Annotated in this window: 23 protein-coding genes; 16 read left to right on the top strand and 7 right to left on the bottom strand. The window is 39.5% G+C overall.

Annotated elements, in window-relative coordinates; all coding sequences use genetic code 11:
- The first annotated feature begins 50 nt into the window (after positions 1–50).
- The 6 genes from FUA48_RS03780 (at position 51) to FUA48_RS03755 (ending at position 4,379) form a co-directional block, all read left to right on the top strand.
- Positions 51–800 (top strand): lysophospholipid acyltransferase family protein, encoded by a 750-nt coding sequence (locus FUA48_RS03780; RefSeq protein ID WP_147582286.1) that lies wholly within the window; start codon positions 51–53, stop codon positions 798–800.
- Between the two features lie 81 nt (positions 801–881).
- The gene (locus FUA48_RS03775) at positions 882–1,292 is read left to right on the top strand and encodes a BrxA/BrxB family bacilliredoxin (RefSeq protein WP_147582284.1); all 411 of its coding nucleotides are present in this window, start codon (positions 882–884) and stop codon (positions 1,290–1,292) included.
- A 132-nt stretch (positions 1,293–1,424) separates the two neighbouring features.
- Positions 1,425–2,159 carry a lysophospholipid acyltransferase family protein gene (locus FUA48_RS03770; protein ID WP_147582282.1) on the top strand — a complete coding sequence of 245 codons (735 nt, stop codon included), beginning with the start codon at positions 1,425–1,427 and terminating at the stop codon, positions 2,157–2,159.
- Between the two features lie 4 nt (positions 2,160–2,163).
- A complete protein-coding gene (locus tag FUA48_RS03765) occupies positions 2,164–3,162 on the top strand; it encodes an acyl-ACP desaturase (protein WP_147582280.1) in 999 nt (332 codons plus the stop codon).
- Positions 3,163–3,220: 58 nt separating this feature from the next.
- Positions 3,221–3,715 (top strand): hypothetical protein, encoded by a 495-nt coding sequence (locus FUA48_RS03760; protein ID WP_147582279.1) that lies wholly within the window; start codon positions 3,221–3,223, stop codon positions 3,713–3,715.
- A gap of 16 nt (positions 3,716–3,731) precedes the next feature.
- Positions 3,732–4,379, top strand: coding sequence for an HD domain-containing protein (locus FUA48_RS03755; protein ID WP_147582277.1), 648 nt, complete (start codon positions 3,732–3,734; stop codon positions 4,377–4,379).
- Here FUA48_RS03755 and FUA48_RS03750 read toward each other — a convergent pair.
- Positions 4,352–5,872, bottom strand: a complete 1,521-nt coding sequence (locus FUA48_RS03750; protein WP_147582275.1) for a hypothetical protein — start codon at positions 5,870–5,872, stop codon at positions 4,352–4,354. The genes FUA48_RS03755 and FUA48_RS03750 overlap by 28 nt on opposite strands.
- Before the next feature lie 116 nt (positions 5,873–5,988).
- On the opposite strand from FUA48_RS03750, the gene yiaA reads away from it, so the two are divergent.
- The 3 genes from yiaA (at position 5,989) to FUA48_RS03735 (ending at position 7,589) form a co-directional block, all read left to right on the top strand.
- Positions 5,989–6,468 carry an inner membrane protein YiaA gene (yiaA, locus tag FUA48_RS03745; RefSeq protein WP_147582273.1) on the top strand — a complete coding sequence of 160 codons (480 nt, stop codon included), beginning with the start codon at positions 5,989–5,991 and terminating at the stop codon, positions 6,466–6,468.
- 73 nt (positions 6,469–6,541) lie between these two features.
- A complete protein-coding gene (locus tag FUA48_RS03740; RefSeq protein WP_147582271.1) occupies positions 6,542–6,859 on the top strand; it encodes a hypothetical protein in 318 nt (105 codons plus the stop codon).
- Positions 6,860–6,869: 10 nt separating this feature from the next.
- Positions 6,870–7,589, top strand: coding sequence for a sterol desaturase family protein (locus tag FUA48_RS03735; protein WP_147582269.1), 720 nt, complete (start codon positions 6,870–6,872; stop codon positions 7,587–7,589).
- Positions 7,590–7,627: 38 nt separating this feature from the next.
- On the opposite strand, the gene FUA48_RS03730 is transcribed toward FUA48_RS03735, so the two are convergent.
- The 6 genes from FUA48_RS03730 to FUA48_RS03705 all read right to left on the bottom strand — a co-directional run bounded on the left by FUA48_RS03730 (position 7,628) and on the right by FUA48_RS03705 (position 13,894).
- Positions 7,628–8,410, bottom strand: coding sequence for an enoyl-CoA hydratase/isomerase family protein (locus FUA48_RS03730; RefSeq protein WP_147582267.1), 783 nt, complete (start codon positions 8,408–8,410; stop codon positions 7,628–7,630).
- A gap of 11 nt (positions 8,411–8,421) precedes the next feature.
- Positions 8,422–9,924: a sensor histidine kinase gene (locus FUA48_RS03725; RefSeq protein ID WP_240732541.1), complete on the bottom strand. Its 1,503-nt coding sequence runs from the start codon at positions 9,922–9,924 to the stop codon at positions 8,422–8,424.
- 4 nt (positions 9,925–9,928) lie between these two features.
- On the bottom strand, positions 9,929–10,480 hold the full coding sequence (locus FUA48_RS03720; RefSeq protein ID WP_147582265.1) for a CopD family protein: 552 nt from the start codon (positions 10,478–10,480) through the stop codon (positions 9,929–9,931).
- Entirely contained in the window at positions 10,480–11,820 is a 1,341-nt protein-coding gene (locus FUA48_RS03715; protein WP_147582263.1) for an MATE family efflux transporter, read from the bottom strand. Before FUA48_RS03715 ends, FUA48_RS03720 begins: the two co-directional genes overlap by 1 nt.
- Complete coding sequence (gene hemH / locus FUA48_RS03710; protein WP_147582261.1) at positions 11,820–12,851, bottom strand: ferrochelatase; 1,032 nt, start codon at positions 12,849–12,851, stop codon at positions 11,820–11,822. Before hemH ends, FUA48_RS03715 begins: the two co-directional genes overlap by 1 nt.
- 170 nt (positions 12,852–13,021) lie before the next feature.
- Positions 13,022–13,894, bottom strand: a complete 873-nt coding sequence (locus FUA48_RS03705; RefSeq protein WP_147582259.1) for a helix-turn-helix transcriptional regulator — start codon at positions 13,892–13,894, stop codon at positions 13,022–13,024.
- A 228-nt stretch (positions 13,895–14,122) separates the two neighbouring features.
- On the opposite strand from FUA48_RS03705, the gene hemA reads away from it, so the two are divergent.
- From hemA to FUA48_RS03670, 7 genes are all read left to right on the top strand, one after another.
- Positions 14,123–15,379, top strand: coding sequence for a glutamyl-tRNA reductase (gene hemA / locus FUA48_RS03700; RefSeq protein ID WP_147582257.1), 1,257 nt, complete (start codon positions 14,123–14,125; stop codon positions 15,377–15,379).
- A complete protein-coding gene (hemC, locus tag FUA48_RS03695; RefSeq protein ID WP_147582255.1) occupies positions 15,376–16,296 on the top strand; it encodes a hydroxymethylbilane synthase in 921 nt (306 codons plus the stop codon). Before hemA ends, hemC begins: the two co-directional genes overlap by 4 nt.
- Positions 16,297–16,299: 3 nt before the next feature.
- Positions 16,300–18,036 (top strand): TrkH family potassium uptake protein, encoded by a 1,737-nt coding sequence (locus FUA48_RS03690; protein ID WP_147582253.1) that lies wholly within the window; start codon positions 16,300–16,302, stop codon positions 18,034–18,036.
- Between the two features lie 10 nt (positions 18,037–18,046).
- Positions 18,047–18,733, top strand: a complete 687-nt coding sequence (locus FUA48_RS03685) for a potassium channel family protein (protein ID WP_147582252.1) — start codon at positions 18,047–18,049, stop codon at positions 18,731–18,733.
- Positions 18,734–18,744: 11 nt separating this feature from the next.
- Positions 18,745–19,413 (top strand): uroporphyrinogen-III synthase, encoded by a 669-nt coding sequence (locus FUA48_RS03680; RefSeq protein ID WP_147582250.1) that lies wholly within the window; start codon positions 18,745–18,747, stop codon positions 19,411–19,413.
- A gap of 28 nt (positions 19,414–19,441) precedes the next feature.
- A complete protein-coding gene (gene hemE / locus FUA48_RS03675) occupies positions 19,442–20,467 on the top strand; it encodes a uroporphyrinogen decarboxylase (RefSeq protein ID WP_129750513.1) in 1,026 nt (341 codons plus the stop codon).
- 65 nt (positions 20,468–20,532) lie between these two features.
- Positions 20,533–20,904 (top strand): hypothetical protein, encoded by a 372-nt coding sequence (locus FUA48_RS03670; RefSeq protein WP_147582248.1) that lies wholly within the window; start codon positions 20,533–20,535, stop codon positions 20,902–20,904.

The raw sequence follows: 20,904 nt of genomic DNA, 5'->3' as shown, positions 1-20,904 counted from the left end.
GGTAAAAGGTTTTGCGAAAAAATAGGGATTGAATTCTTACATTTGACAGCATGAAAATACTAAAGGCGATTTTTTGGACACTATGGCGCATATGGTTTTATGTCCTTATGGGTGTTCCTATTATCATTATGTCGCCTTTTCTTATACTTAGTATCCTTTCTGAGAAAACCTATCCTCAGTTTTTTATAATGGCACGGTTATGGGCAAAAATCATTCTTTTCGGGATGGGCTTTTACTATAAGATAGAGCGCGAACAAAAACTGGAAAAAGGTAAAAGCTACATGCTGGTAGCTAACCATACCTCTATGACCGACATTATGCTGATGCTGGTTATATCTAAAAGCCCGTTTGTGTTTGTAGGAAAAAAAGAACTGGTTAAGATTCCTATATTCGGGTTCTTCTATAAACGTACCTGCATACTGGTAGACAGGGAAAGTTCAAAAAGCCGTTTTGAGGTATTTAAGCGCGCGCAGCACAGGCTTAACCAGGGGCTTAGTATTTGTATTTTTCCTGAAGGAGGTGTTCCTGAAGATGAAAATATCCTGCTTGATGAGTTTAAGGACGGAGCCTTCCGTTTGGCTATAGAGCACCAGATTCCTGTGGTGCCCATGACCTTTGCCGACAATAAAAAACGATTCTCATTCAGTTTCTTTAGCGGCAGTCCCGGCCGTATGAGGGCTAAGGTGCATCATTTTATAGAGACCAAAGGGCTTACCCTTGACGATAAAAAAGACCTGAAAGACAGGGTGCGACAGGTAATTTATCATCAGTTACTGCATAATACAAAAGGAAAAGCTTAACACTTTTACAAAACGGATTTTGCTTAAAAAATCCGTATCTTTGTAGCCTGTTTAAGTAACATTTTTAAAGAATTCTAATTTATGTATCCAGAAGAATTAGTAAAACCAATGCGTGCTGAACTTTCAGAGGCAGGTTTTGAAGAACTATATACACCAGAAGCAGTAAAAGATGCAATCGCTACAGAAGGAACTACACTTGTAGTGGTAAACTCTGTTTGCGGATGTGCAGCAAGAAATGCAAGACCGGGTGTAAAAATGAGCCTTAGCAACGGTAAAACTCCGGCAAAACTGGTAACGGTTTTTGCAGGTGTAGACAGGGAAGCTGTAGATGCAGCAAGAGAACTTATGTTCCCTTTCCCTCCGTCATCTCCAAGTATGGCATTATTTAAAAATGGTGAGCTTGTGCATATGCTTGAGCGTCATCATATTGAAGGTCGCCCTGCAGAAATGATTGCAGAGAACCTTAAAGATGCTTACGACGAGTTTTGCTAATAAAAGCTTATTTAAAAGTTTCAAGCCACGCCTTTGCGTGGCTTTCTTTTTTACAATAGTATGCTTACATACTAAATGTTTTTATTATTAATTAAAAAGACTGTATTTTTACGCGAATTTTTAAGAACATACATGGGCAAGATACTGTCATATCCTTTATCGATAATCTACTATCTGGTTTTTTTGCTTATACTGCTTATATTTCATCCTATACAGTGGTTTTGTTTAAACGTGTTTGGATACCAGGCACATAAAAAAAGCGTAGATATATTAAACGGATGCTTAGTTAGAAGTACACACCTTTTAGGAACAACATATAAAATTGAAGGTAGGGAAAAAATACCGACAGGGGTACCGCTTATTATAGTGGCAAATCACCAGAGTATGCATGATATCCCGCCTATTATATGGTTTATGAGAGAATTCCACCCTAAATTCATCAGTAAGAAAGAATTAGGAAAGGGAATACCAAGCGTGTCTTACAATTTAAGACACGGAGGTTCCGTTTTAATAGATAGAAAAGACCCAAAGCAAGCCTTACCTGCCATAAAACAGATTGCCACTTACATCGAAAAGAATACACGTTCGGCAGTAATTTTTCCTGAGGGTACCCGAAGTAAAACGGGAGCCCCTAAGAAGTTTTCGGAAAACGGTCTTAAAATCCTTTGTAAATTCGCCCCTTCTGCTTATATTGTACCTATAAGCATCAACAATTCGTGGAAGATGGTGCAATACGGGCAGTACCCGTTAGGATTAGGCAACCGATTAACTTTTACAGTACAGGAACCATTTGCCATAAAGAATATTCCTTTTGAAGAAGTAATGGAGAGAACAGAGAACGCAGTAGTACAAGGAATAAAAAATTAATATTATGTCAATAAAAAATGTCCGCATAGAAGTAATGCACTTTTTGGAAAAGAACATTGATTCTTTTGTGGAAAACTATCTTATACCGGTAGAGAAAATATGGCAGCCATCTGACATGCTGCCGGATTCCCAAAAAGAAAACTTTTATGAAGAATTAAAGGAGCTTAGGGAAATTGCTAAAGATCTTCCATATGATTTTTGGGTGGTACTGGTAGGCGATACCATTACCGAGGAAGCTTTACCTACCTATGAGTCATGGCTTATGGATGTTGAGGGTATAGAACAGGTTGAGGAAGGACCGGGTAACGGTTGGAGCAAATGGGTAAGACACTGGACAGGTGAAGAAAACCGCCATGGCGACCTGCTTAATAAATACCTATACCTTAGCGGAAGGGTAAATATGCGTGAGGTTGAAATGACAACCCACCACCTTATAAACGATGGTTTTGATATTGGTACCGACAGGGATCCGTATAAAAACTTTGTGTACACAAGTTTCCAGGAGCTTGCCACATATATTTCGCACAATCGTGTAGCGCAGCTGGCTAAGAAATACGGAGACAACAAACTGTCTAAAATGTGTAAGCTTATCGCGGGAGACGAAATGCGTCACCACATGGCATACAGCGAATTTGTAGACAGGATTTTTAAGGTAGACCCAAGTGAAATGATGTTGGCTTTCCAGCACATGATGAAACTTAAGATTACCATGCCTGCACATTTTCTAAGGGAGTCTGGTGATGCTAAAGGAAGTGCTTTTGAGCAGTTTTCAGATTCGGCACAGCGTATAGGGGTTTATACCGCTTTAGACTATGTTGACATCCTTAGAAAACTGATTGAAAAATGGCAGATTGACAAAATAAACGGACTTACTGCCGAAGCAGAGAAGGCAAGGGATTTCCTTATGAAGCTTCCGGACAGGATGACAAGAATATCTGAAAGAATTATAATACCGGAAGAGTCGCATATTTTTAAATGGGTACAACCGGCATTGGTTAAATAATATATAAGCTGCTTTAGGGCAGCTTTTTTTATTAAATTACTGTCCTTTTAAAGTAAATATGAAATCCATAAAAATAAGTGTAGAGCATTTTGATTCTGATATTATAGCAGATAATGCAGATATTTTGTGCCACGAAGCAATACAGAATCCGGGAGAACCCGTTGGTTGTTCTGTAGCCAATATTGAAGTTGAAAACCATAGGGTTACTGTAAAGTTTTTATGGTTTGAAGCGCCCGAAAAAATAGATGAAAATGATTTTTGTTTTATTGAGGAAACAAATATGCTCTTTTTCCGATCAGTTTATCAATGGGGTGTTATAGATATTGAAAAAAGAAAACTAAAAAGGCACACTAAGGCTTTTTGCTATCCCTGCTTTGAAAAATATGAAACTTTTGTTTTGGTGATAGACGAGTTAGATGCCGAATCGGTTACATTTAAAGGTGACCGTATCCATCAGGTTCCTATAGACCCTCCTTATGAGATGGAAAGATTTGACGACAGGATTGAATTTACAAGTTATGTATCTGGACACCAGGTTCTTAAAATAAAATAATTTTTAAGTTAAAGTAATGAGCAATCTTATTGAAAGAACAAAAGCATTTGTAAAACAACAACTAAAGGATGCCGAAGGAGGGCATGACTGGTTTCATATAGAACGTGTATACAATAATGCCCTGCTTATTGCAAAAGGGGAGGAATGTAACCTGCTTATTGTACAGCTTGGAGCATTACTTCATGATATAGCCGACAGCAAGTTTCATGATGGTGATGAAACGGTAGGCCCGGCACTGGCATGGCGCTTTATGGAAAATGAAAATGTTCCTGAAGAGGTAATATTACAGGTAGTAAACATTATTGAGAACATTTCCTTTAAAGGAGGTAATTTTGAAAAGAAGTTCCATTCTAAGGAGCTCGATATTGTTCAGGATGCCGACAGGCTTGATGCTTTAGGAGCTATAGGCATAGCGCGTACATTTAATTATGGGGGTTTTAAAAATAGGGCTTTGTATGACCCTCAAATAAAACCGAACCTAGCCATGACCAAAGAGGAATACAAGGCGAGTACCGCACCAACCATAAACCATTTTTATGAGAAGCTGCTATTACTTAAAGACAGGATGAATACCGAAACCGGTAAATATCTTGCCGAACAGCGCCACAGGTACATGGAAGATTTTCTTGCGCAGTTCTATGCCGAATGGAACGGGGAGAAATGATTGTTTATTAAATTGAGAATGGCAGGGTAAACAGGTTTTTTATTCACCTTTGCAGATAGCCATCCTATAAAGCTTAATACAAAAACATCTCCGCTTTCTGCCAGGGCCTGCTGTGTTAGTTGGTTAAGCTGTTGTATAAAGCTTTTGGAATGTATTATAGTGTTATCGGTTATGAATTTTTCTACTAATGAGGTATAGGCAATAACCCTTTCTTCTTTTACTTCTGTCAGGTATTTTTTGTAGCGCCTTTTAAAACCCTTTAATCGGTAAAGGGCCTGTTCAGGATCTTCCAGTTCTGCATGCATTACAATTTCTACCAGGCTTCGTTTAATGGCCCAGTCCATACCCATCCTTTTCTCATACCAACTGTCCGAATGAATAAACTCGCGCATGTACCTTCGGGCTTCTCGTGCATTGTCTTGCTGTAGCCAGTAGGTTACATAAAAGAATAACAGATCGTTTTTATCGGTAGGGTCGGCTTTTTTGGTTTCTGTCTGTGCTTTATCTATAAGGTTAAGTATCGCCTGCGCATTGCCGCTATAGTTTTCGTTAAGCATAAGCAACAGGTAATAGCGACCTATAAAACGGCTGTAGTATTTTTTATTCTGTTTGTGCATTTCGGTAAACATAAGGTCTAAATAGTCACTGCATTCGCTAAACCTTCTGTTCCTAAAATGAATATTAGCCATAAAATATAGGATGTAGATATGGTAATACAAATGCTTTTGGGCTAGCTCCTGCCTGTCTATTATAAAACGGTATCCTTTTACCAAAAAAGTCTCCACAAGGCTGTAATTACTGTTAATGGAGGCATATTCGTTTGCAATAAACAGCATTTGGTACAGCGACTTGAATGTAAGCACTTCCCGTAACGAAATACCAAAGGATTTCATGGTATTGGTTATCAGTTGCTGTACATCGGTAACTTTTCCCTTATGGTAAATATCCATTAGTTCCCTTCGCATTACAGCATAAGCAAGGTTAAGCTGTTCTTCGTTGCGTAGCCTCTTACTGTTTTGGGTAAAATTCTTTAGTACTTTATCAAGATTAAACTGCGGGTCAAAATGGGCAAACTGTATTTGTACCTGGTAAATTTCGTTTAGCAGAGAAAAATACTCTCCTGCCATAGCACGCGCTTCGGCTTTTGCAAGGCATTTAAACGCTTCCCTGTATAGTTTATGCTCAAAAAAAACACGGCTTACCAAAAGCAGGCGGGTAATTTCATGCTCATCTCCGGTGTTGTTTTCAAAGCTGCGGTTTGCCATAAAACCGATAAGGCTGTCATACATTCTTTTACGCAGGGCATGGTAGGCACCTGCATTTTTTGCGTCGGAATATAATTTATCCTTAATGTTTATATCATCAGTTATTAATAATTTAAACAAGTCGGTGTTAAGGGTGTCTTTCCGCTTGTTCTTATTGTTAACATGTTTTATAAATGCTTGTTTATCATCTAAAGACATGATGGATATAATATCGGTAAGTGCATTCATAATCTGATCTTATTTGCTATAAATATACATAATATATCATCAGTTTTTAAATGATATTGACTTTTACAGCCTGTTGTTTTATATGAGATTTGCTCCATAATCAAAAACCAAAAATTATGGATTCGCTAAAAACAACAGAGGTTACCGAAACCTTTAAAAATGAAAAACTGTATAAAACTTCAACGGCAGCATCTAAACCGAGTAATGCTTTTATAGGAGCATCGTGGTGTGCGCTTATTATAGGTATGGCTTCCTTTTGTATAGGACTTTTTAATGCTAATACTATGCTGCTTAATGAAAAAGGATATTATTTTACCATACTGCTGTTTGGATTATTCTCGGTAGTATCGGTACAAAAGAGTGTAAGGGACAGACTGGAAGGAATACCCGTAACCGACCTGTATTACAGCATTAGCTGGTTTACGACTTTTGCGGCTATACTGTTACTGATAATAGGGCTATGGAATGCCGATATGGAACTGAGTGAAAAGGGTTTTTACGGAATGTCGTTCACCCTTAGTCTTTTTGCGGCTATAGCTGTGCAAAAAAATACCCGTGACCTTAAAGTATTTGAAAAAGAGAATTTAAACGCTTAGCGGATGCCTTTCCCCGCGGCGAATTTACACACCTTACTGCTGCGGGGATTTTTTAACCATTAATTATCCTACTATGAAAAATACAGTAAAAATAATTCTCTATAGTCTTGGACTGGTATGCCTACTTGCCACCATGACCAATATGATCTTATGGTTTAGGGCCTGTGCCCGATATGAAGATTTTGAAACCATAAAACAGGCCTACCGGTCTCACTTTCCTGTAAGCCTTAGGGGGCAGTATACCCTTACGTTTATCAATTGTGGTATGCTTGCTGTTTCTGTAGCTGTTTTTGCCAACTCCATAAGCGCTGGGTTTCTAAAAACACTTTCGCTTGTATTGGTAATTGTTTCAGGATTTTTGTTGTTCTGGCAAATATTTTCATTAATGTAAATCAGGGTTTATGCTAACCATTATATTTATTTCCTTTGCAGTTTGCTTTATAATAGAAAGACTGAACCTGGGGTGGAAACTGCCTCAGGTACCTACCTGGACTATCAGGGTACTGGGTGTTAACTTTGTACAGTTGGGGGTCGTATTGCTTGCTGGAATCAGTTGGGAGAAATGGCTTTCTTCTTATTCCATTTTTCATCTTTCAAATCATGTTTCTCCTGCCTTAGGGGGAATTATAGCCTATTTTATAGCTACTTTAATATTTTACTGGTGGCACAGGTGGAGACATCGTATTGATTTTTTGTGGACTCATTTTCATCAGATACACCACAGCCCTCAGCGTATAGAGGTGATAACGTCTTTTTACAAGCATCCGCTGGAAATGGTTGTAAACTCGATTATAGGAAGCTTACTGGTTTATACGCTTTTAGGGTTAAGCCTTGAGGCAGCGGGAATTTATACGGTATGCACTGCCTTAGGAGAATTTTTCTATCATACCAATATTAAGACTCCGCAGTGGATTGGCTATATTTTTCAGCGACCTGAAATGCATCGCATTCACCATGAATACAACAAGCATACTAATAATTATGGCGATATAGTTTGGTGGGACATGCTGTTTGGAACGTATGAAAATCCAAAAGAGTTTAAAACATCCTGCGGTTTTGATAACGAAAAGGAGCAACGCCTTTTTGATATGCTCAGGTTTAAGGATGTTCATAAAGAATAAAAAAAGCCACTCATTGAGTGGCTTTTTTTTATCTAATATTATTTTCCGGGAAATTCAGCTTTTCTTTTTTCAAGGAATGCTGTGGTACCCTCTTTAAAATCTTCGGTACCAAAGGCTTCACCAAAAGCTTTTATTTCAGCATCATAACCGTTAACGCCATCTTCATAGTTGGCATTAATAGCCCTGATTGCAGCCGAAATAGCCACAGGAGAGTTCTTCATTATTTTAGATGCGATACCTTTACAAAAATCAAGTAGCTCTGCCTGTGCCACTACATGGTTTACAAGTCCGTATGCTTTTGCGTCTTCAGCGCCTATCATACCGGCAGTCATAATCATTTCCATAGCACGGCCTTTACCTACAAGCTGAGGTAAGCGTTGTGTACCGCCATATCCCGGTATTACACCAAGAGATACTTCCGGTAATCCCATTTTTGCATTATCTGAAGCTACCCTAAAGTGTGCTGCCATAGCAAGCTCAAGTCCTCCGCCAAGTGCAAAACCGTTTACCGCAGCAATAACCGGAGTAGACAGGTTTTGTACAAAATCAAATAAAAGCTCCTGTCCTTTTGCAGCAAGCTCACCACCCTGAGTTACATTAAAGTCGGCAAATTCAGAAATATCTGCACCTGCAACAAAAGCTTTTTCACCGCTACCGGTAACAATAATAACTTTTACATTCTTATCGGCATCAAGAGCTTTAAAAGCTTCGTGTAGTTCCAGTATGGTTGCTTTGTTAAGGGCATTAAGTTTAGATGGCCTGTTTATGGTAATAACCGCAAGACCATTATCCTGTTCTGCTAAAATATTTTCGTAGTTCATGAGATTTTATTTTAGTTATTGTCTGTTTCTTTAGGAGGTAAATCAGAATCGGTAATCGGCAACGAAACCAGGAATTCTGTGCCATGGCCCAATTCGCTTTCAAAAGTAATTGTTCCGTGATAATTTTCCACGATATTCTTTATAATTCCCAGGCCTAGTCCCATACCACTGCTTTTAGTGGTAAACTTAGGCTCAAAAATACGATTTTTGTTTTCTACGCTAATTCCCTTTCCGTTATCCCTTACCTTAATCTTTACAGAATTTCCTTCACGGTAAACACTTACTTCCACTAAAGGTTCAGGATGGGTAGAAGGGATAGCCTGAATGGCATTTTTAACCAGATTGGTAATAATACGGATCAGTTGGGTACGGTCCATTCGGGTAATAATGCTTTGCTCTTCGGCACTAAAGGTAATAAACCCTTCATTAAAGATTTCCAGTGCAAGCTGAACAATCTTAACGATATTGATGTTTTCGTTTTGCTGTGCCGGCATGGAAGCAAAGCTGGAGAATGCCGAAGCTACAGAGCTCATGGTGTCAATCTGCTGGATAAGGGTTTTGGAAAATTCATCCAGCTTTTTATTTATATCAGGATCGTTAGGATCAAACTTACGCTGAAAGCTTTGTACGGTAAGTCGCATTGGCGTAAGCGGATTCTTAATTTCGTGTGCTACCTGTTTTGCCATTTCGCGCCATGCCTGTTCCCTTTCGCTTTGTGCCAGTTTTGCGGCACTGTCGTCCAGATCGTCTACCAATGCGTTGTACGACCGCACCAGCTGATTGATTTCCTGAGGGGAATCGTGCATTTCAATCTTCTGATTGATCTGACTAAGGCGTATTTCGGCAATCCGTTCACTAATTGACTTAAGTGATTTTGTAATATAGCTGGAAAGGAAATAGGCTACAATAATGGAAATAAGCAGCATGAAAGAGTATACCTGGCCGAAGCGCATAAAAAAGTTACGCTGCTCCTTTTCATAATACCCTTCGTCTTTTATGTAAGGCAAGTTAAGTATCCCCAAAGGTTTAAACTTGGTATCCTTAAGGTAGCTGTATGAGGAACGGAACTTTTGCCCGTCTTCGGTTTTTAGGTCTACATAGCGTTTTTCTGCCGTACTGCGAAGTACCCTAAGTATGCTTGGAGGGATATTGTTATTTATGGTATCTACCGAGAAGGCGGCTTTAGAGGATTTAAGCAGATGTCCGTTAAGATCGTATATGTTTACCTCAAGTCCGTGGATGTTTGCCAGTTCGTGTATCCTTTCCCTGAAAATCAATGGAAGGTTTTCTGTTGAAAGCGGGTAAGTAGTAGTAGAAAGGATATAATTGATATGCTCTTTTATGGCATTTTCCTTTCTTTCCAGCCTGTCCTCATGGTATTCCTTGGCTTCCTTGCCAAACTGGTATATGGAAACTGCGGCGATAAGTAAAGAGGCGATAAGGGTAACAAATATCATGGAAAGGAAAATCCTTACCCTTAATGACCATTTACCTATCTTAAACTTATGCCTCATCCTGTTAGGAGTTGTTCTTTTTCCTTATTCGTTTGTAAAATTTAAAGCCAAGCATTATAAGTACAGAAAACAGTATAATACCCACCACGCCATAAATCCAGTTTACGGCATTCTTTAAAATTACTAAAAAAACAACGGCAAATAAAATTATGGTGGCACCTTCGTTCCAAATCCTCATAAAGTTTGAGGTGTGTTTTATTTCGTCATTCTGTAGCTGCCTGAAAATAGAGTGACATTTTAAATGGTAGAGGTATAAAAGGAATACAAACCCCAGTTTTACATGCATCCAAGGTTGGGTAAGCCATGCATTTCCGGTAGCGGTAAAAAACAGCATCCAAAAGGCAAAAATACTTGCCAGCACTGCCGATGGCCATGTAATAATATACCACAGCCTGTAAGCCATAAGTTTGTACTGCTTTATAAGAATCTCTTTTTCGGGAGACGGTTTATCATTAGCCTCTAAATGGTAAACAAAAAGCCTTACTATGTAAAAAAGCCCGGCAAACCAGGTTATCACAAAGATGAGGTGCAGCGATTTTATATAATTATATTCCATTATGCTTCTTTAAGATGGTAGGTCATTTCTTTTTTAAGGAATAACCCTGTAACTATTGTTGACAATACATCGGCAATGGGGAATGATACCCATACACCAAAAATACCAAAAAAGTGCGGTAAAATAAGTATTAGCGGTATTAAGAAAAAGCCCTGTTTTGTTAGCGTAAGCAGTAATGCTTTTGTAGCCTTGCCCGCTGCCTGAAAATAAGCAGCGCCTATAAGCTGAACAGCAATAATGGGCGATGCAGCAAATACCCAGCGTAAAGCACCGGGGGTATCGGCAATTACAATTGCATCGGTAGTAAAGACAGAAACGATAGGTTTGGCAAATACTAATACTACTATAAATACCAATACGGCAAAGAAACCTGCATATTTTATGGCAGTGATAACAGTTTCCTTTACCCGCCCGTAATTATCGGCGCCGTAATTATAACCGGCTATAGGCATAAAGCCCTGCGTTATTCCCAGTACAGGGAACAGTGCAAACATAAGCATTCGGCTTATGATGCCATAAACGGCTACGGCATGTTCGCCGCCTTCTGCATATAGGGTATGGTTAAGTAGAATAGCCAGGATACTTATTACGCCCTGCCTTGCAAACGTTACAAAGCTTAAGGATACAATTTCTTTTGCGAGTTCCTTATGAAAAACAAAATGTTTTAGTTCCAGTTTCAGTTCGCTTTTGTAAATAAAGAACCAAAGGATATATAAAAAGCAGAAGAAAAAGGAAAATGCGGTTGCCAGTGCAGCACCAAATACCCCTAAGTTCAGGATCTTGATTAAAAGTATATCCAGTATGATATTTGACACTGCCGATATTATCATGGCAGTCATTGCATGGCGTGCCTTGTCTTCGGCCCGTATTACATTGTTTCCCGTCATGCAAAAGGCCTGAAAAGGAACAGCAATAAGTATGGGTATAAAAAACTCTTTGGCGGGAGCCATTATCGCTCCGTTAGCACCAAAGGCAAACAATATTTCTTCGCTGAAAAAAAGTCCTAATATTGCAAAAAGGGAAGCAATGCCAAAAGTCATCATGATTTGATGAGCAAAGGTGTTAAGGGCTTTTTCCTTATTGCCTTTACCTAAGGCTCGTGAAAGTACCGAGCTTCCGCCTATACCTATGGCCATACCCATAGAAGAAATGAAAAAAGTAATAGGCATTACTACAGATAGCGCGGCAATTGCCAGTGCGCCAATCCATCGGCCTACGAATATAGTGTCAATAAGGACATTAACTGTCATGAACAATATACCTATGGAAGCAGGTACCGACTGCCGGAAAAGCAGCTGCTTAATGTCCTTATTGGCTAGATCCGTAGAGGTTACAGACATTATACTACAGGTGTTTCTGCATGGGCCCACTCATTAATCCAGTTCGCCACCACATCAACCCAATCGTTATTATCATTAAGGCAAGGAATAGCCATGAAGTTTTCTCCTCCGTGTTCCTTAAAATCTTCGTTAGCACGCATGGCTATTTCCTCGAGCGTTTCAAGACAGTCTGTTACAAACGCAGGTGTAACTACCGCAAGGCTCTTAACTCCTTTTGCCGGCATGTTGTTTATCTCAACATCGGTATAAGGTTCAAGCCATTTGTCTCCTGCAAGCCTTGACTGGAATGTTAGTGAGTATTTATCTTCAGGAATACCCAGTTGCTCCACTACTAATCGTGTAGTTTCGTAACACTGATGACGGTAGCAGAATTTATGTGCCGCCGAAGGCGTTGTACAGCAGGTGCTGTTTATTTTACAGTGTGATTTTGTTACATCTGTTTTTCTTATATGGCGTTCTGGTATACCATGGTAAGAGAACAGCAGGTGGTCGTAATTAAAACCTTCCAGTGAACTCTTAATTGAGTCTGCCAGTACTTTTATATAGTCGGGTTTATTATAAAACGCAGGGACATCGGTAAATGTCATTTGCGGGAATTTCTTTTTGCGAACTTCTTCTGCCTCTGCTAAAACAGTAAGGGTAGAAGCCATGGCATATTGCGGATAAAGAGGGAAAAGCAGTACCTCGGTTACACCCTGGTCTGCCAGTTGCTGTAATCCTGTTTCTATAGACGGTTTACCATAACGCATGGCTAATGTTACAGGCAGTTCGGTTTTTTGTTCCACTTTTTTGTACATCCTTTCCGATAGTACAATAAGTGGAGACCCTTCTTCCCACCATATTTTCTGGTAGGCTTCTGCCGAATCTTCCGGTCTTTTTCTAAGTATTATACCTCTAACTAAAAGAGCCCTTAGTAAAAAAGGAACATCTATAACATACTTGTCCATCAGGAACTGGTCCAGATAGGGTTTTACGTCTTTTGGATCCGGACTGTCCGGAGAACCAAGGTTAATTAACAATACACCTTTCATGTTTATCTTACAGTTGTTGTTTTTGTGTTTGTTGGGCAAAGGTCATCAAAAACCATGCTCTGAATATTATTATTTTTGTTTTTAACGATTGTTGAATATTAATTGCTGCAATTCTTTATTGAACTCTCGTGATGATTTTATCAAAAATTTCTTGGAGAGTTGCTTTGATATTAAGCATTAGCGTTTAAAGACATAAGGTATTTTTTAGGCGTGGTGCCAAATTTCTTTTTAAAGGCAGCAATAAAGTGGCTGGCAGTGCTGTAACCTATTCGAAGCCCTACTTCGTTTACATTATAGGTTCCGCTGTCCAGTAGCTTACGGGCATACTCCATTTTATAATCAAAAAGGAAACTATATACACTGTCGCCGTAAATCTGTTTAAAGCCCATTTTCAGCTTTTTCAGGTTAATGCCTACCTGGTCTGCAAGTTCCTGAAGCCCCGGTGGTTCGGCCATATTGGCAATAACAATATCTTTTGCCTTCCTTATCTTTATTACATTGTCTTCATCCACCAAAAACGGACACTGCTCTGTATTGGCATCTTCGGCACGGTTAAAGTACAGGCTAAGCAATTCATAAACCTTACCCTTAAAGTACAGTTTCCTTATGGACTGGTGCAGGTTAAAGTTAAACAGCTGGTTTAATGCAATAGCCATAGAGGGGTTTATCCTGTCGTCCTTATAGTACTTCTTATCTATATTTTCTGAACTCAGGAATGGGATGTAATCGGCCTCTTCCGAAAAAAAGCTGTGAAACTTTTTAATGGAAATAAGAACGGATATTACCCATGAGTGCGGGGCAATCTCCAAATGAACCGGTAATTCCTTTTGCGGATTGTATAAAAAAAGCGATACCTCTTCCCTTAGGTCCAGTGCATAGCGGCCCTGATTAAAAATAAACTTGGCCCTGCCCTTTAACCCAAAGTGAAATTGTATCAGGTCGGTATTTACTTCCCTTTCAAAATGGGAGGTTTCGTCGCTGTCATTTTGGAAACGCAGCACAAAAAAATCATCCTCAATTTTAATTTCCTCGTGAGAACCCATAGCGATATTTTTTTGACGGGTTTTTTAAAAATATAAAATCTCTTTATTTAGAACTGTTCTAAACTGTATTTTTGCAAAACATTGATTTCATTGCAAATTTAGCGTATTTAAGGTTTAAAAAAGCAATTTGGGTTAAAATATCCCGCAGCGACACAAAAAGAACTTTTAGCGTTATTTTTTAATAAGCCTTAATGATAATTTTGTGAAACTTTTAGGAAAGTGAGTACTATGGAGAATAATAACTTGTCGAGGCACCTATACTTTTATGCTATAGGATTGAGTTACAGGAAGGCAGATGCCGAGACTAGGGGTAAATTCAGCTTGGGAAACGAAGCAAAGCTTAATGTTCTTGAACAGGCGAAAAATGAAGATATAAGCAGTCTTATTGTTACATCTACCTGTAACAGGACCGAGATATACGGGTTTGCACAGCACCCTTTTCAGCTAATCAAATTACTTTGCGATAACAGCCAGGGCTCTGTAGAGGAGTTCCAGAGAGTTGCTTTTGTATACAAAGGCAAAGAGGCTATTAACCATATTTTTAGGGTAGGTACCGGGCTTGACAGCCAGATACTGGGGGATTTTGAGATTATAAGCCAGATTAAAACCAGTTTTATAGAATCTAAGTCAAGAGGCCTGGCCAATGCATTTATGGAAAGGCTTGTAAACTGTGTTATCCAGGCAAGCAAAAAAATAAAGAACGAAACAGAACTTAGCTCAGGGGCTACTTCGGTTTCTTTTGCTTCGGTACAGTATATCCTTAACAATGTAGAGGATGTGAGCAATAAGGGCATACTGCTTTTCGGAACCGGAAAAATAGGCCGCAATACCTGCGAGAACCTTGTTAAGCACACTAAGAATGACCACATTGTTCTTGTAAACAGGACAAAGGAAAAGGCAGAAAAGATTGCCGGTAAATTTAACCTTGTGGTTAAGGATTATGATGTGCTTCCGCTTGAAATACCTAAGGCCGATGTGCTTGTGGTAGCTACAGGGGCACCTATGCCAACTATAGATAAAGATATACTTAAGCTTAATAAACCACTTTTAATACTGGATCTTTCTATTCCTAAAAACGTTCATGATAACGTGAAGGAACTGGATAATGTAACAGTTGTTCACCTTGACGATCTTTCTAAAATAACCGATGGTACACTGGAAAACAGGAAAAAACACATTCCTGCTGCCGAAGCGATTATTGAGGAGATCAAGGATGAATTTATCAACTGGATGAATGCCAGGAAATTTGCGCCCACCATACACGCGCTTAAGGAAAAGCTTAACTCAATAAAAGAAACCGAACTTAACTTTCAACGCAAAAAAATAAGTAATTTTGATGAAGAGCAGGCTGAGATAATCAGTAAGAGAATAATTCAGAAAATTACAACACACTTTGCGAATCACTTAAAAGACAGCGATACCATGGTAGATGAAAGTATCGAATGGATTGAAAAAGTCTTTAAGATTGAAAATACTTCAAAATGAACAAAGCCATCAGAATAGGCACAAGAGATAGTGAGCTTGCCCTTTGGCAGGCTCATACTGTACAAAAGAAGCTGGAAGATTTAGGATATGCTACCGAAATTGTAGCAGTAAAATCAGACGGTGACGTAGTGCTGGACATTCCCCTTTACGAATTCGGAATAACAGGAATATTTACCAAAACCCTTGATGTCGCTATGATAAAAGGGCAGGTGGATATTGCTGTACATTCTATGAAAGATGTGCCTACTGCCCTGCCAAAAGGTATAGTGCAGGCAGCGGTTTTAGAGCGTGCCAATGTACACGACATACTGGTGCATAAAGGAGATCTTGAATTTTTACACGGAGCCGGTACCATTGCTACAGGCAGCCTTAGAAGGCAGGCACAATGGCTTAACAGGCATCCGCACCATTCGGTAACCGATTTAAGGGGTAATGTAAATACAAGGCTTAGAAAACTTAGTGAAAGTGACTGGAACGGTGCTGTATTTGCCAGTGCCGGACTGGAGCGTATAAACCTGCTTCCGGAAAACCACATGGTACTCGACTGGATGATTCCTGCACCTGCACAGGGAGCAATGCTTGTGGTAGCTATGGAAAATGACAGCCATTGCAGGGAGGCGCTTGCCAAATTAAACCATAAAGAAACAGAAATTGCCACCCATATAGAACGCCAGTTCCTAAAGAAACTGGAAGGAGGCTGTACGGCCCCTATTGGTGCACTTGCTACTTTTGTAAACAATGAAATACGCTTTGAAGGGACATTACTGTCTATAGACGGAAAGCAGAAAATTCATGTTGAAAAGGCAATGCCGTTGTCGGTAGACTTTAGTAACTTTGGTAATGACTGTGCTGAAGAAGTGCTTGCGAATGGAGGAACGGAATTAATGGCGGAGATACGCGAAAAACTTAAAAAATAGGCAATGGCTAGAAATCTGGCATATACTTTATCAAAAATTTACGGCTTTATTGACATCCTGCTAATTGTCTTCCTGATTTTTGATTTTGGATATGAAAACGTCATAACCACATGGCTGGACCATAAAACGCTTTACCTTACCCTGCTTATAATAGCACTTATAGGGTTTAATGTGCTGCGCATTAAGCATGCTTACAGGCCGGGAAGGCGTAAAATGTTTAAGGCAAACATACTGGTACTGGTAATAACGTTTATTATGGCATCTTTTGCCTTTATTACCGGCGATGAGTATGGCAGGCTGCACGATGTAAATTATATACTGGATACAGGCCTTATCATTTACTTCTTTTTGAGGCTTACCAACCTGATTCGAAAATTATATGCCATATACTATAACCCTACGGTTTTATTTGTAGGGAGTTTTGCGGTAGTGGGACTTATAGGTGCATTTTTACTGATGCTGCCTAATGCCACCACACATGGAATTAGCTTTACCGATGCCTTGTTTACATCTATCAGTGCGGTATGTGTTACAGGTCTTGTAGTGCTGGATACGGCTCATGATTTTACCTTTATGGGCAAAACGGTAATATTGATATTAATACAGTTAGGGGGTATAGGGATGCTTACTTTTACCTCATTTTTTGCCTATTTTTTTAAACAGGGTTCTTCCTTTAGGGAAGGAATGAATGTGAGTAGCTTTGTAGAGAGTGAAGGGCTTCATGATGTAATGCGACTGGCCATGAGGGTAGTAGTATTTACCGTAAGTATAGAAATTGTAGGTGCGGCCTTTATTTATTATTACATTAGCGATATACCGGAGATAAAGAATAAGTTTTTCTTTTCGGTATTCCATTCTATATCGGCGTTTTGTAATGCCGGATTCTCTACACTTTCCAGCGGACTTAACGATACGGCATTACAGGGAGCTTATATGTTCCAATGGATTGTAATGCACCTTATCATTCTGGGAGGTTTAGGATACAACATTGTTTTCAACTTCCTTAGGTACATTAAGCGATTTATCTTAAATATTGTATTCAACAGGAAGATGCATACCACGGTGAGGGTTATTACCCTTAACTCTAAAATTGTGGTAATAACAACAGCCATATTATTGACGGGCGGTACGTTGTTTTTCTTTTTTGCCGAAAGCACTCATTTGTTTCAAACAGATACTTTATTCGGTAAGGTTACATCGGCGGCATTTACATCGGTTACGGCAAGGACTGCCGGTTTCAACACATTTGATTTTGCCGATCTTACCATGCCTGCCATACTTTTTGTTATCTTTTTAATGTGGATAGGTGCCTCACCGGGGTCTACCGGAGGTGGTATTAAAACAAGTACCTTTGCACTGGCAACTCTTAATATAATTTCCATAGCTAAAGGCAAGGAGCATATAGAACTTAGGGGGAGAAAGATAAATAACCAGTCGGTTAAGCGCGCCTTTGCCATTATATGCATATCGCTTATAGTAATAGGCATGGGTATATTAATGATACTGTTTTTTGAAAAAGACTTTACGCTTATACAAATCGCATTCGAAACATTCTCGGCATTCAGTACCGTAGGGCTTAGCCTGGGTATCACCGCGAGTTTAAGTATAGGCAGTAAATATGTTTTAATATTTGTAATGTTCTTCGGAAGGATAGGTTTACTCAACCTCCTTATAGGTATGATGAAGCGCCTTCATACACAAAGCTATGAGTATCCGGAAGAGAATATCTTAATAAACTAAAGTTATGAGTATGAAGATTATCATCTTTGGATTGGGGAATTTCGGTATGTCGCTGGCAGTTAACCTGACAGAAACCGGAAATGAGGTTATTGGGATTGATAATAAGATGGACAAGGTAAATATCGTTAAGGATAAAATTTCGCATGCCATATGTATGGATGCGACTAACGAACAGGCTTATAAGGCACTACCTATTAAAGATGCCGATATTGCTGTAATTGCTATTGGTGAAAACGAAGGTGCAGCTATTATAGCCACGGCAGTAGTTAAAAAACTGTCTAAAGCCAAGATCATTGGACGTTCGCTTTCGCCTATTCACGATACGGTACTTAATGCTATGGGTATTGAAACTATTATTCACCCGGAGCAGGATTTTGCCGACAGGCTTGCCAAAAAGATAAACCTTAAAGGTATAGTGGATAACTTTGATATCGACAAGAACTATTCGATATCAGAGCTAACAGCAGTGCCTGATTTTGCAGGGAAGACACTTGAGGAGCTTAACTTTCAGGAGAAGTTTAACCTTAGGGTTATTACCATTCTTAGAAAGAAACAGCGCAAGACTATTTTAGGGACAACCAATCATGTACATCAGGCCGAAGGTTTTGTTGATAAGAACACGGTTATAGAAGAAGGAGATATATTGGTGGTATTCGGCCTTAATAAGGATGTGGGTAAATTCTGCAGCCGCAGGTAAAAACAGGAAGTTTGGAAAACGGTATCCGAATAGTATCAACTAAAAAACTGCAGGGAAACCATAAGCAGTACCTGCTTAATGCAGGATTTAGTGTGCTTGAGGCCGATTTTATAACAACCGTTAGCCTGCCTTTTAAAATGGAGGTAGCGAAAAACCTGATATTTACCAGCCAGAACGCTTTTAAAAGTTTTCTGCTTAATGAAAAAAGCAGTGAGTATAAAGAAAACCCTGTTTTTTGTGTAGGAGCCAAAACAGCCGAAGTAGTACAGCAAAACGGATATAGCGTTGAGGTTTGTGCCGATTATGCCGAAGACCTGGCAACTGCCATAAAAAAGGACTATGCCGATGAGAGCTTTACGTTCTTTTCGGGAAATTTAAGGCAGGATACTTTGCCACAGGCAATGAAGGAAGCGGGCATAGGCTTTACGGAAATTGAGGTATACAAGACAGCCTTAACGCCACACAAAATAAATGCAGTAACAAACGGAGTGCTGTTTTTCAGTCCGTCTGGAGTGCAGAGTTTTTTAATGGAGAATGAAATAGGCCAGGCCATTTGTTTTTGTATAGGGACAACCACTGCAAAAGCACTGGAAGGCATAACAGAAAATATTGTAATTGCAAACCGCCCTACGGTAGAGAATGTAATTATACAGTGTATAAATTATTATAAAGAGAAATAAGCCGCTTTGTGGCAGCAAATATTGAGAGATGAGCATAAAAAACGACCTATTTTTAAAAGCGCTACGTAACGAAACAGTAGAAAGGCCACCCGTATGGATGATGCGCCAGGCAGGAAGATACTTACCTGAGTTTCGTGCATTAAGGGATAAATATGACTTTTTTACCCGATGCCAGACACCGGAACTGGCTGCTGAAATTACTGTACAGCCAATACGCATTGTGAAGCCCGATGCTGCAATTTTATTTTCGGATATTCTTGTGGTACCGCAGGCTATGGGTATTGAGGTGTTAATGAAGGAAAGCGTTGGGCCGTTTTTGCCAAACCCTATCCGTACTGCACAGGATGTGGAGCAGGTGCGTATACCGGACATTCACGAGTCATTAGGCTATGTAATGGATGCCATTAAACTTACTAAGGAAATGCTTAATGATGAGGTGCCGCTTATAGGTTTTGCAGGTTCGCCATGGACAATATTCTGTTATGCGGTAGAAGGAAAAGGTTCAAAAAGCTTTGATACGGCAAAAGGATTCTGTTTTTCACAACCGGAAGCTGCCCATGCCTTATTACAGAAAATAACTGATACTACCATTGCCTACCTTAAGGAAAAGGTAAAGGCAGGTGTTAATGCGGTACAGGTTTTTGACAGTTGGGGAGGGATGCTTTCTCCTGTAGACTATCAGGAGTTCTCATGGAAATACATTAACCAGATTGTTGAGGCATTGGCTCCGGAAACTCACGTTATCGTGTTTGGTAAAGGATGCTGGTTTGCCCTTAATGATATGGCACAAAGTAAGGCATCTGCCCTTGGGGTAGACTGGACCTGTTCGGCACGTAATGCACGTTACCTGTCGGGAGGAAAAATAACCCTTCAGGGTAATTTCGATCCGTCAAGATTATTATCACCTATACCAACCATTAAGAAAATGGTACATCAAATGATTGATGAATTTGGTAAGGACAACTATATAGTTAACCTGGGTCATGGTATATTACCAAACATCCCGGTAGACCATGCAAAAGCATTTATAGAAGCAGTTAAAGAATATAAATAATAGTTTACAGTTGCAGTTGTATAGATAGTTTATACAACTGCCGGCTGTGACAGATAACTCAGGGTATGCCGTTAAGTTTAGGTTTAAGGGACGAAGAAAACGAGAGGATAAACAATCAGCTCAAAAAGCTGATATCACTGGTTTTTGTTCCGGACGGGTGGAGTGATACCACTGCCGATGAGGACCTTTCACAAATTGGGTTGTCGCTTGGAAAGCTAAAAGGCATAACTCCCGATGAGCTTAACAATCATCTTAAAGATACAGGGCTGGACTGGGCTAATATTGAGCTCTTTGCCGATTTTATGGCAGAACTTAGCCAGAAGCAGGAATTTGAAAACCTGAAACCAAAAGCGGTATCTTTATATAGTTTTATACAAATGGGGAGCAAGATGTTCTCTTTTGATATAACCAGTAAAATAGCCCGATTAAAACAATAG

The sequence above is a fragment of the Flavobacterium alkalisoli genome (assembly GCF_008000935.1).
GTDB lineage: Bacteria > Bacteroidota > Bacteroidia > Flavobacteriales > Flavobacteriaceae > Flavobacterium > Flavobacterium alkalisoli.
This window is presented reverse-complemented; position numbering and strand designations above follow the sequence as displayed.